The sequence below is a fragment of the Actinoplanes sp. CA-142083 genome, from assembly GCF_050942195.1.
Taxonomy (GTDB): domain Bacteria; phylum Actinomycetota; class Actinomycetes; order Mycobacteriales; family Micromonosporaceae; genus Actinoplanes.
This window is the reverse complement of record NZ_CP192076.1, coordinates 9,127,479-9,139,354: the sequence shown is the minus strand read 5'-3', so window position 1 is coordinate 9,139,354 and position 11,876 is coordinate 9,127,479. Positions and strand designations below refer to the sequence as shown.

General features: G+C 69.3%; 12 protein-coding genes. 9 read left to right on the top strand and 3 right to left on the bottom strand.

Going from position 1 to position 11,876, the window contains the following annotated elements; genetic code table 11:
- Positions 1-71: 71 nt before the first annotated feature.
- Entirely contained in the window at positions 72-896 is an 825-nt protein-coding gene (locus ACQPZX_RS42030) for a helix-turn-helix transcriptional regulator (RefSeq protein WP_433368676.1), read from the bottom strand.
- A 146-nt stretch (positions 897-1,042) separates the two neighbouring features.
- Between ACQPZX_RS42030 and ACQPZX_RS42025 the strand changes: the two genes are divergently transcribed.
- Complete coding sequence (locus ACQPZX_RS42025; RefSeq protein WP_433368673.1) at positions 1,043-2,017, top strand: NmrA/HSCARG family protein; 975 nt, start codon at positions 1,043-1,045, stop codon at positions 2,015-2,017.
- Between the two features lie 180 nt (positions 2,018-2,197).
- Here the strand turns inward: ACQPZX_RS42025 and lexA are convergent, their stop codons facing one another.
- Positions 2,198-2,920 (bottom strand): transcriptional repressor LexA, encoded by a 723-nt coding sequence (lexA, locus tag ACQPZX_RS42020; protein WP_433385765.1) that lies wholly within the window; start codon positions 2,918-2,920, stop codon positions 2,198-2,200.
- A 334-nt stretch (positions 2,921-3,254) separates the two neighbouring features.
- Between lexA and ACQPZX_RS42015 the strand changes: the two genes are divergently transcribed.
- The 8 genes from ACQPZX_RS42015 to ACQPZX_RS41980 all read left to right on the top strand — a co-directional run bounded on the left by ACQPZX_RS42015 (position 3,255) and on the right by ACQPZX_RS41980 (position 10,666).
- Positions 3,255-3,575, top strand: coding sequence for a LysM peptidoglycan-binding domain-containing protein (locus ACQPZX_RS42015; protein ID WP_433368670.1), 321 nt, complete (start codon positions 3,255-3,257; stop codon positions 3,573-3,575).
- Between the two features lie 306 nt (positions 3,576-3,881).
- Positions 3,882-4,334, top strand: coding sequence for a transcriptional regulator NrdR (gene nrdR, locus ACQPZX_RS42010; RefSeq protein WP_433368667.1), 453 nt, complete (start codon positions 3,882-3,884; stop codon positions 4,332-4,334).
- 36 nt (positions 4,335-4,370) lie between these two features.
- Complete coding sequence (locus ACQPZX_RS42005; protein ID WP_433368664.1) at positions 4,371-7,262, top strand: vitamin B12-dependent ribonucleotide reductase; 2,892 nt, start codon at positions 4,371-4,373, stop codon at positions 7,260-7,262.
- Between the two features lie 218 nt (positions 7,263-7,480).
- Entirely contained in the window at positions 7,481-8,179 is a 699-nt protein-coding gene (locus tag ACQPZX_RS42000; protein ID WP_433368661.1) for a hypothetical protein, read from the top strand.
- Positions 8,176-8,586: a phage holin family protein gene (locus ACQPZX_RS41995; RefSeq protein WP_433368658.1), complete on the top strand. Its 411-nt coding sequence runs from the start codon at positions 8,176-8,178 to the stop codon at positions 8,584-8,586. Before ACQPZX_RS42000 ends, ACQPZX_RS41995 begins: the two co-directional genes overlap by 4 nt.
- Entirely contained in the window at positions 8,562-9,173 is a 612-nt protein-coding gene (locus ACQPZX_RS41990) for a DUF3618 domain-containing protein (RefSeq protein ID WP_433368655.1), read from the top strand. Before ACQPZX_RS41995 ends, ACQPZX_RS41990 begins: the two co-directional genes overlap by 25 nt.
- A 105-nt stretch (positions 9,174-9,278) precedes the next feature.
- Complete coding sequence (locus tag ACQPZX_RS41985) at positions 9,279-9,785, top strand: hypothetical protein (protein WP_433368652.1); 507 nt, start codon at positions 9,279-9,281, stop codon at positions 9,783-9,785.
- A gap of 257 nt (positions 9,786-10,042) precedes the next feature.
- Positions 10,043-10,666, top strand: a complete 624-nt coding sequence (locus tag ACQPZX_RS41980; protein WP_433368649.1) for a DUF4352 domain-containing protein — start codon at positions 10,043-10,045, stop codon at positions 10,664-10,666.
- Between the two features lie 74 nt (positions 10,667-10,740).
- Here ACQPZX_RS41980 and ACQPZX_RS41975 read toward each other — a convergent pair whose 3' ends face one another.
- The gene (locus ACQPZX_RS41975) at positions 10,741-11,772 is read right to left on the bottom strand and encodes a LacI family DNA-binding transcriptional regulator (RefSeq protein WP_433368646.1); all 1,032 of its coding nucleotides are present in this window, start codon (positions 11,770-11,772) and stop codon (positions 10,741-10,743) included.
- Positions 11,773-11,876 lie beyond the last annotated feature (104 nt).

Here is an 11,876-nt window from a genome sequence, read left to right as displayed (position 1 = left end):
CGACGCCCCGGCGACGCTGGAGCACGGGACCGCTGGAGCGCGGGACCGCTGGAGTCAGGGGCGCGCCGGCGTCAGGAGACCAGGGAGTCGAGCAGGCGCAGGCGGTCTGCTGTGTCGGAGCCGGGGGCCGCGCCCAGGAAGATCATGCGCTGGCCGGGGTCGTCCGGGACTCGCAAGGTCTCCTCGATCAGCGTGAGGCGGCCGACCAGCGGGTGGTCGTACTCCAGGACGCCGTGCACGCACTCGGCGACCGGGTGGGCGGCCCAGATCCGGGCGAACTCGGGGCTCTTGATGCTCAGTTCCCCGATCACCTCGGCGAGCTTCGGGTCGTCGGGCTGGTCGCCGGTCGCCATGCGCAGGTAGGCGGCGGTGGCGACGGCGTCGCCCGCCCAGTCGACGAGCAGGTCGCGCATCGCCGGCTCGAGGAACATCTGGTGCGCCATGTTGACCCGCCGGCCGGGTGTCAGGCCGTAGAGGGCGTACGCGAGCCGGTTGCCGCCGAGCAGGTCCATGTAGCGGCCGACGATCAGCGCGGCCTGCCCGGTCGTGCTCTCGGCCACGGCCAGCAGCGAGCCGCGCACCTCTTCCGGCTTCGGGTCGCGGCGGGTCACGGCCGGCCACGCCAGCCGGCGCAGGTGCACCCGCTCGCTGTCGTCCAGGCGTAGCGCATTGGCGATCGCCTCCATGACCGAGTCGGACATCTGGTGGCTTTCGCCCTGCTCCAAGCGCGTGTAGTAGGTCGCGCTGACGCCGGCGAGCAGCGCCACCTCCTCGCGCCGCAGCCCCGGCACCCGGCGGGTCGTGCCGTAGGTCGGCACCCCGGTCTCGACCGGCGTCAGCTGCGACCGCCGTGCGCGCAGGAACTCGCCAAGCTCGTTGTTGCGATGCTCACCCACGTCGCGATCCTGCCTCCCGCCCCGGGCGCGAACCACACCACGCCATGGGTACCCACAACGTGGTGCGGCACCGCCGTCTTCCCCGCGCCAGGCTCGTCGAGCGGCCCGCCTCAGGCTCGCCGCTATCGCAACGGGAAGGAATCACCGTGACCGACAAGAAGATCATCGCTGTGGTGGGCGCGACCGGCTCCCAGGGCGGTGGCCTCGCCCGCGCCATCCTCGACGACCCGGACGGGCCGTTCGCGCTGCGCGCGCTCACCCGCGACGTGGACTCGCCCAAGGCCAAGGAGCTCGCCGCCCGCGGCGCCGAGGTGGTCCGGGCCGACCTCGACGACGAGGCGAGCGTGCGGAAGGCCTTCGAGGGCGCGTACGGCGCGTTCGTCGTCACCAACTACTGGGCGCCGCTCACGCCCGAAGAGGAGGCGGCGCGCAGCCGGGCCCGGATGGAGCTGGAGCAGGCCGAGACCGCGGCGCGGGCGGCCAAGGCCGCCGGCCTCAAGCACGTGGTGTGGTCGACGCTCGAGGACACCAGACCGCATTTCGAGTACGCCGAGAGCGCGATCCCCACGCTCGCGGAGGGCTACAAGGTGCCGCACTTCGACGCGAAGGGCGAGGCCAACGCGTACTTCTCCGCGCAGGGCGTGCCGACCACGTTCCTGGAGACCACGTTCTACTACGAGTCGCTGCTGGCGGGGCAGGGCCCGAGCCGCGGCGCGGACGGCCGCCTGGCGCTGACCATCCCGATGGGGGAGAGCCCGCTGTCGCTGGTCGCGGTCGAGGACATCGGCCGCACCGCGTACGGCATCTTCCTGGCCGGGCCGCGCTACGTCGGGCGGGCCGTCGGGCTGGCCGGCGCCCACTACACCGGCGCCGAGCTGGCCGCGCTGTTCACCCGGGTGCTCGGTGAGCAGGTCGACTACCGGCCGCTCACCCACGACCAGGTGCGCGCGGCCGGCTTCCCCGCCGCCGACGAGGTCGCCGGGACGTTCCAGTTCTACGCCGAGGCGGCCGAGTCGTTCGTCGGGCACCGGGATCTGGACAACGTCCGGGAGATCAACCCCCGGCTGAAGCCGCTCGAGGAGTGGATCACCGAGCACCGCGACGAGTTCCTGCGGGGCTGAATCACGCTTCTTCGACGCCGGCCGGCCTTGTCGGCCGGCGTCGCGCTGTCCCGGCCGCCTTCGCGCGCTTTCGGGCCGGTTTTCGGCCGTCGTCCGGGCCGGCGGCCGGGGACGGCCCGGTGTTTCGCCCAGGCCGTCCGCAAAACGGGGGACTTCTCCGAACTCGTACGATATAGGGATTTAAACCCGACGCAGAACCGCGACCACTCGTCCCATGATGGTGGCGTCGTCGCCCGGAATCGGGTCGAAGGCCGGGTTGGCCGGCATTAGCCAGACGTGGCCGTCGCGTTGCCGGTAGCTCTTCACCGTTGCCTCGCCGTCGATCATCGCGGCCACGATGTCGCCGGTGTTGGCGGTGGGCTGCTGGCGGACCACGACCCAGTCACCGTTGCAGATCGCGGCATCGATCATGGACTCGCCCTTGACCTCGAGCATGAAGACCTCGCCCTCGCCGACCAGCTCGCGCGGCAGCGGGAAGAACTCCTCCACGGCCTGCTCGGCGAGGATCGGGCCGCCGGCGGCGATGCGGCCGACCAGCGGCACGTAGGCGGGCTGGGGACGCGCGCTGCGCACGGTCTCGTCGTCGACGATCTCGCTGGGCGCGCGGACGTCGACGGCACGCGGACGGTTGGGGTCGCGGCGCAGGAAGCCCTTGGACTCGAGCGCTTTCAGCTGGTAGGCCACACTGGACGGCGAGACCAGGCCGACCGCCTCGCCGATCTCGCGGACGCTGGGCGGGTAGCCGTAGCGCTCCACCCAGTCGCGGATGAACTCGAGGATGCGCCGCTGGCGGGCGGTGAGGTCGGCGGTCACCAGGTCGGGGAAGTGGCTGACCACGGGCGTGACCGACCGCAGCTGCGGCGCCTCGTTGCCACGCGCGCGGCCCGGTGAGCGGCGGCGCAGCGCGGTCGCCGCCTCGGGCTTGGGGATCTGCTGTTGTTGCCGGCTCGTCCGGTCGTCGGTCGACACGTCCGCCCTCCTTGTCGGCCAAGTGCCTCGTCGGCACGTGGTGCGCTCGCGGAGCCGGCGCGGAATGCCGTGGGGATGGCGATCGCCCGGCTGACCCCTCTTGTCGCAAAACCGTAGTGGTGGGGTCCGACATATTCAAACATCTGTACGACATTCGCGTCGGCGTGTCGCCCGAAGGTGCTCGACTTCCGTACGTGTGTTCTGGTAGACCGTCGTACGGGCGTTCTATCGAACGAGTGTTCCAATAGTGGATCTTGGGGGTCCTGGGATGGTCGCGCACACTGTTCGGCGGGCCGGGCCGTCGCTGCGATTGACCCGCCGCGGCCGTGTCGTGGTGCTGGTCCTGCTCGCCCTGATGGCCTCGGGGGCGAGCGCCGTGTTGTTCACCACCGCGTCGCGGGCCTCCGGCGACCCCTCGACGCCGTTGCCTACGATCACTGTCCAGCCCGGAGACACGCTGTGGGACATCGCGGCCTCGCTGCCCTCCCGCCGCGACGGCTGGGCCCGGGTCGACGAGATCCGCCGGCTCAACCATCTGGGCAGCGGTGATCTCCAGCCCGGCCAGGTTCTGGTCCTCCCGCACACGTGATCTACCGGCCAATGGCGCGTTGATCTTGTGTGAACGGCGGTCGGTAATCGGGTGGTACACCGCACGTGTTGAGTCGCAAAATACGGCGCGTCGGCACGCCGCTGCGCTTGCGTCCGCGTCCGCCGAGGCATAGCGTCTACCCCAACATCTAGTAGTTACAAGGGTGTAAGTCATCCACAGGTTGGGGTTTTCCTCCCCAGGGTTATCCACAGGCCGTCGACGGCGAAGCGCTGGCAGTGACCATCGCGACGCCGTGTTTTGGCGTGCTCGGAGGGACACTGGAGAGGGCTCCGGAAGGAGAACGCGGTGCGCTGCCCGTACTGTCGCCACGCCGACTCGCGCGTGGTCGACTCACGCGAGGCCGACGACGGAGCGCTGATCCGGCGCCGTCGATCGTGCCCCGAGTGCGGCAAGCGGTTCACGACGGTCGAGGAGGCGGTCCTCGCGGTCGTGAAGCGCAGTGGCGTGACCGAGCCCTTCAGCCGCACGAAGATCATGAGCGGGGTCCGCAAGGCCTGCCAGGGCCGGCCCGTCGACGAGGACTCGATCGCGAAACTCGCACAGCGCGTCGAGGAGACCGTCCGGGCCAAGGGGGCGGCCGAGATCCCCAGTCACGAGGTGGGGCTGGCGATCCTCACCCCGCTGCGGGAGCTCGACCAGGTGGCTTACCTCCGGTTCGCCAGCGTGTACAAGTCCTTCGACTCGCTCGACGAGTTCGAGAAGGAGATCGCCTCGCTGCGCGAGCGACTGAGCAACTGACGACGGTTTTGAAGCAGTACGACGAGGGGGAGCAGTATGGCCGGGGACGGCATCACAGCAGGGCGGCAGCGCAGCCGGGCCAACGGCAGCGCCGCGGCGTCCGGGGGGCTGCGTGTCGAGCGGGTCTGGACGACCGAGGGTGTCCACCCGTACGACGAGGTCGAGTGGGAGCGCCGGGACGTCGTCATGACGAACTGGCGGGACGGCTCGATCAACTTTGAGCAGAAGGGCGTCGAGTTCCCCGCGTTCTGGAGCGTGAACGCGGCGAACATCGTCACCACCAAGTACTTCCGGGGCGCCGTCGGCACGCCGGAGCGGGAGTGGTCGCTCAAGCAGCTCATCGACCGTGTCGTCTCGACGTACCGCAAGGCCGGCGAGAAGCACGGCTACTTCGCCACCAAGGCGGACGCCGAGCTCTTCGACCACGAGCTGACCTGGATGCTGCTGCACCAGGTGTTCAGCTTCAACTCGCCGGTGTGGTTCAACGTCGGCACCAAGTCGCCGCAGCAGGTCAGCGCCTGCTTCATCCTGTCGGTCGACGACTCGATGGACTCCATCCTGGACTGGTACAAGGAGGAGGGGCTGATCTTCAAGGGCGGCTCCGGCTCCGGCGTCAACCTGTCCCGCATCCGCTCGTCCAAGGAACTGCTGTCGTCCGGGGGGACCGCCAGCGGACCGGTGAGCTTCATGCGCGGCGCCGACGCGAGCGCCGGGACCATCAAGTCCGGCGGCGCCACCCGCCGCGCCGCCAAGATGGTCATCCTCGACGTCGACCACCCCGACATCGAGGAGTTCGTCTTCACCAAGGCGCGCGAGGAAAACAAGATCCGCGCGCTGCGTGACGCCGGCTTCGACATGGACCTGGGCGGCGCCGACATCGTCTCGGTGCAGTACCAGAACGCCAACAACTCGGTCCGCGTCTCCGACGAGTTCATGCGGGCGTACGAGGAGGGCGGTCAGTTCGCGCTGCGCAGCCGCCTCGACGGCTCCGTCATCGAGGAGATCGACGCGAAGCACCTGTTCCGCGGCATCGCCCAGGCCGCGTGGGAGTGCGCCGACCCGGGCATGCAGTACGACGACACCATCAACGACTGGCACACCAACCCCGAGACCGGCCGGATCACCGCGTCCAACCCGTGCTCGGAGTACATGTCGCTGGACGACTCGTCCTGCAACCTGGCCTCGCTCAACCTGATGAAGTTCCTCAAGGCCGACGGCGGCTTCGAGGTGGAGAAGTTCGTCAAGAGCGTCGAGTTCATCATCACCGCGATGGAGATCTCGATCGCGTTCGCCGACTTCCCGACCGAGAAGATCGGCATCACCACCCGCGCCTACCGTCAGCTCGGCATAGGGTACGCGAACATCGGCGCCCTGCTGATGGCGTCCGGCCTGCCGTACGACTCGGAGGGTGGCCGCGGGGTCGCCGCCGCCATCACCTCGCTGATGACCGGCACGGCGTACCGCCGCTCCGCCGAGATCGCCGGCGTGGTCGGCCCGTACGAGGGCTACGCCCGCAACGCCGACGCCCACAAGCGGGTCATGCGCAAGCACGCCGCCGCCAACGACGAGATCAAGTCGGCCAACCCGGTCGCCACCTCGATCGTCAAGGAGGCCACCAAGCAGTGGCAGAACGGCCTCAAGATCGGTGAGAAGAACGGCTGGCGCAACGCCCAGGCGTCGGTGCTCGCCCCCACCGGCACCATCGGCCTGATGATGGACTGCGACACCACCGGCATCGAGCCCGACCTGGCCCTGGTCAAGTTCAAGAAGCTGGTCGGCGGCGGCTCGATGCAGATCGTCAACCAGACCGTTCCGCGCGCGCTGCGCAGCCTCGGCTACCCCGAGGAGCAGGTCGAGGCGATCGTCGAGCACATCTCCGAGCACGGCAACGTCCTCGACGCCCCCGGCCTCAAGCCGGAGCACTACGCGGTCTTCGACTGCGCCATGGGCGAGCGCGCGATCGCGCCGATGGGCCACGTGCGGATGATGGCGGCCGTCCAGCCGTTCATCTCCGGCGCCATCTCCAAGACGGTCAACATGCCCGAGACGGCGACCATCGAGGAGATCGAGAACATCCACTACCAGGGCTGGAAGCTCGGCCTGAAGGCGCTCGCGATCTACCGCGACAACTGCAAGGTGGGTCAGCCGCTGTCGGCCGCCGGCTCGTCCTCGAAGAAAGAGGCGGCGGCGGTCGAGGTTGCCTCGGCCCCCGTCGTCGAGAAGGTCGTCGAGTACCGCCCGGTCCGCAAGCGGCTGCCGAAGAAGCGGCCGTCGGAGACGGTGTCGTTCTCGGTCGGCGGCGCCGAGGGCTACCTCACCGCGTCGTCCTACCCCGACGACGGCCTCGGCGAGGTCTTCCTCAAGATGTCGAAGCAGGGCTCGACCCTGGCCGGCGTCATGGACGCGTTCTCGGTGGCGATCTCGATAGGGCTCCAGTACGGCGTCCCGCTCGAGACGTTCGTCGGCAAGTTCACCAACATGCGCTTCGAGCCGGCCGGCATGACCGACGACCCGGACGTGCGCATGGCGGCGTCGGTGATGGACTACATCTTCCGTCGCCTGGCGCTCGACTTCCTGCCGTACGACACCCGTGCCGAGCTCGGCATCTTCACCGCGAAGGAGCGGGCCGCCCAGGTGCAGGCCGAGGCGGCGGCCGAGGCCGCGGCGGCGTCGGTCGACCTGGCCGGCATGGCGGCGTCGGCACCGGTGTCCGCGCCGGTGGGCGCGGCGACCTCGGACGCACCGGCCCCCACGGCCGAGGCGGAGAAGGCGGTGCCGGTCTCGATCGGCTCGTCGACCGAGCTGCTCGAGGTCGTGATGGGACAGGCGGCCGACGCGCCGCTCTGCTTCACCTGCGGCACCAAGATGCGTCGCGCGGGCAGCTGCTACGTCTGCGAGGGCTGCGGCTCGACCTCCGGCTGCAGCTGATCAAAAATAGGCAGGTGAATGCCGCTCACCCGGTTTTCGGGTGGGCGGCATTTCGCTTTTCTTGATCCTTGCCGGATGACAACAGTCCCGGCGTATTCCCTGGCTACCCACCGCGCAGCGATATTAACTACCGGATTTTTTCGCTCATCGATTCATGGATTAGAGGGCGCGGGGACGGGGGATTTCGGTCGCAGAATCACTCCTATCCTGGAGGCAACGTGACCGACCTACCGACCGGCGCCTACGCGCCGGACAGTTCCCCCGGTGGCGAGTCGTCCAAGGCCAAGCAGGTCGCCGAGCGGGGTGCTCAGGCAGCCGGCCACGCCGCGACGGACGTCAAGGACACCGCCACCCAGCAAGCACAGCGAGTCGGCGCCGAGGCGAAGGCTCAGGCGCGCAATCTGGCCGGGGACGTGCGTGACCGGCTCAGCGAGCAGGCCCGTACGCAGAACGACCGGCTCTCCGGCAGCATCCGCCAGACCGCCGACCAGCTCGACGAGATGCGGGGCGACCGGGGCGACTCCCCGGCGGCGCAGATCGTCACCCGGGTCGCCGACGGCGGCCGGCAGCTCGCCGACTATCTGGATCGGAACGGGCCCGAGGGCGTTCTGCGCGAGGTGCAGGACTTCGCCCGGCGGCGTCCGGGGGCGTTCCTGGCGACCGCGCTGGCGGCCGGCTTCGTCGTCGGCCGGCTCGGCAAGGGCATCGCCAAGGCCGAATCTTCGAATGGCGACAATCGCGTGAAGCCGAGCGTCGACGAGTTCTCGACCACCTATCCGCCGGCCACCGGGTATGAGGCCGGCACCGGATACACGTCGACGACCGGCACCGAATACGCGGCGACCGGCACCGGCCGGCCCGTTCCGGTGGCCGAGGAGTACCCGCCGTCGCCGTTGTCGTCGGAGCCGCGGCTATGACCGTCCCGCGGAACCGTTCCGAAGAGGTCGCCGAGACGTCGGTCGGCCAGATGATCGGCGACATCAGCAACGACCTGTCGCAGCTGTTCCGCCAGGAGGTCGAGCTCGCGAAGGTCGAGCTCAAGCAGGAGGCGGCGAAGGCCGGCAAGGCCGCGGGCATGCTCGGCGTGGCCGGGTTCGCCGGGTACCTGGCGGTCGTCCTGCTCAGCTTCGCCCTGGTCTTCGGCCTGGCGAACGTCATGGACGCCGGTTGGGCGGCGCTGATCGTGGCCGTGATCTGGGCGGTCATCGGCGCGGTGCTCTACACGAGCGGCCGCAAGAAGCTCAAGACCGTTGATCCCGTTCCGCGGCGGACGGTCGACACGATCAAGGAGGATGCCCAGTGGCTGAAGAACCCGACCGGCTGAGGCAGAACATCGAGAGCACCCGAGCCACCCTGACCCGCGACGTCGACCTGCTGGCCGAGAAGACCAGCCCCCGGCAGGCGGCGCGGCGCCGGTGGACATCGATCCGGGAGAAGGTCATGGGAAGCGCCGAGCACGGCAAGCACGCAGTCGCCGACACCGCCTCGAACGCCGGTTCGTCGGTCAAGAGCACTGCTTCCTCCGCCATGAGCACGGTGGAGGACAAGGCCCACGACGCCGCCGACGCGGTCCGTTCCGCTCCGCAGGCGGTGGCCACGCAGACGCAGGGCAACCCGATCGCCGCGGGCATCATCGCGTTCGGCGTGGGCCTGCTCGCGTCGACGCTGCTCCCGGTCACCGAGGTCGAGCGTCGCGCCGGCCAGGAGCTCAAGGAGCACAGCGGCGAGCTGACCGACCGCCTCAAGGACGCGGCCGGCGACGTCAAGGACGACCTGTCGGGCTCGGTGCAGCAGGCGGTGGGCGAGGTCAAGTCGACCGCGCAGGACGCCGTCGAGACCACCAAGCAGCAGGCCCAGTCCTCGGCGCAGGACGCCAAACAGGAAACCACGCAGGCGGCCCGCACCGCCTGACCCGCAGACGCCTCCCACCCGGAAACGGGTGGGAGGCCAGGGTCTCGGGCGTTCCGCCAGCGTTCAGGCAACCCCCGCTTTCCCCGCCCGGGGGCGGCCTGGGGGGTGTGGACCGTCGCGTGCAGGGTCATCCACCGCGGCACCGACAGGGCACCGTCGAATCGCCGCACCGCTGTCGCCGCGGCAGTCGCCGCCGTGTGCGTCATCGCCGGGGTCAACCTTTACCCCGACGTGCTGAGCGACCAGCATCGAGCCATGCCGGTTGCGATGCTCAAGGACTTCGACTTGGACATGAGCCGCGCCGATGCCTCACCGCGCGGCCGCCAAGTGTTCGATACCGGGAACTGGACGGTGGTCGACACCTCTCCGGCGCCGGGCGTGCCGACAATCAGCGCCGTGCTGTCCCTGCTGAAGAACGACGAGGCGGCGTGGTTCGCCGCGCACCCGACGATGCCGAAGCTTCCCGCGGGCAATGCGACCCAAACGCTGAGGGGTGCAGGAGGCCTGCTCGCACCCCTCGACGAGCTGGTCCTTTACCGGTACGCACGTGGCAAAGCTCCGGCTGCCGCGTCGCAAGTGACCCCTGGGCATGGCCAGCCCCGGCAGCGGTAGCAGTGGAAAGCTGCCGAATCTGGGCGACGATGACGACGATGTCAATATCCCGGGCTGGCTCTGCCCCACCCGGTTCTGCTGACACTCAAGATCATTCTTTTGGTTCAGGGTAATTGTCTGACTGTTTAGGGAGCTGCGGCCGGTCTGTTGATGATCTTGTGGGGTGGCGGCTGTTGTATGGGCGGGTGGCCGGTTGTACGACCGGGGGGCCGGCCGCGGGGTGACGTCCACCCCGGTTGACATGGAGCTATCCACTCGTGACATATCAGCAACAGCCGCCTGCGGGCTATGGACCACCGCCGCCCGGATATCAGGTGCCGCCGGCGCAGCCGCCGAAGAAGCGCAAGAAATGGCCGTGGATCGTCCTCGGCGTCTTCCTGGTCATGGTGATCGGCTGCATCGGGGTCGTCAGCCTCATCGCGAAGGCCGGCAACGACGTCGTCCAGGATCTCGACGACACCGCCTCGGGGAAGAAGGCGATCGCCGGCGAGATGGGCAAGGCCGCCCGGGACGGCAAGTTCGAGTTCACCGTCAGCAAGATGGAGTGCGGCAAGACCAGCGTCGGCGCGGACTTCACCAAGGTGGACGCGCAGGGCGCCTTCTGCATCGTGAGCATCAAGGTGAAGAACATCGGCGCCGAGGCGCAGACCTTCGACGGCACCAGCCAGAAGGCGCGCGACGCCAAGGGCACCGAGTACTCGAACAGCACCGAGGCCGAGATCGCCGTGAACAAGAACGCGACGACCTTCCTCGAGCAGATCAACCCGGGCAACCAGGTGACCGGGCAGCTGGTCTACGACGTGCCCGAGGGCACGAAGCTGACCGAGATCGAGCTGCACGACTCGTTCCTGTCCAACGGCGTGAAGGTGCCCCTGAAGTAGGCGACTACAGGTGTCCCTCGCGGAGTGGCTCGTCCAGCTCCGCGGGGGACGCCGTGACCTCCGCGAACGTCGCCTCAGCGCGAGAGCAGCGGGCCTGCCACGGCGGTGGACTCGCGGACGACCAGGCGGCCCGGCTGGCGGATCACCCCGGAGTGGCGATCGCCGTCGAGGGCGGCGAACAGGTGCTGGACCGCCGTCGTGCCCAGCTGCTCCAGATTGAGGTCCACTGTGGTCAGCGGCGGGCGGCACTCCGTCGCGATGACCTCCCAGTTGTCGTACCCGACGATGGCCACGTCCTCGGGGACCGTGCGGCCCAGGTCGCGCAGGGCCTCGGTCACGCCGGACGCTATCTGGTCGCTGCCGCAGAAGATGGCGTCGACGTCGGGGTGGGAGGCGAGCAGCCGCGCGGTGGCGTGCCGCCCCCAGCGCTGGGACCACTGGCCGAAGAGCGGCTCGCCGACCAGCGGGAGGCCGGCCGCGTCCAGCACCTCGATCAGGGCCGCGGAGCGGTCGCGGGCGGCGCGGTAGCCGGGGTCGCCGGTGATGTGGGCGATCTTCTTGCGGCCCAGGGAGACCAGGTGCTGGGCGGCCAGGCGGGCGCCGCCGGCGTCGTCGGCGACGACCGAGAGGTCCGCGGGATCGTCGGATTCGCAGTACGCGTACACGACCGGAACCGGGATCTCCTTGCTCAGCGAGGGCCGGATCTCGTTCGAGTCGCCCAGGATGATGAAGCCGTCGACCTGCCGGGCCAGCAGCGCGCGGATGTAGTGGCGGCGGCGGATCGCGTCGCCGCGCGCGTCGCACAGCAGGACGCTCATCTGCTCGTTGCCCAGCGCGTTCTCGGCGCCCAGCAGCACCGGGATGGCGAACCGGGCCGCCGACAGCTCGTCGGTGAGCAGCCCCACCGTACGCGTATTGCCGGAAATCAGGCTGCGGGCCAGCACATTCGGCTGGAACGACAGTTCCTCGGCCGCCTGCAGCACCCTCGTCCGCGTGGCCGGCGCCACCTCGTCGCGCTCGTTGATCGCCTTGGAGGCGGTGGCCACCGAGACCCCGGCCCGCTTGGCGACATCGGTAAGCGTCACCTGCGCCCGTTTCCTGCCCACCGAATGCCTCCCGAAATGTTTTCGGCAGCATAGCAGGACATCTTCGAAATGCGGCGTTGACACTGCGGAGTGAGGCCTGTCACTATGCCCGAAAAGGTTTTCAA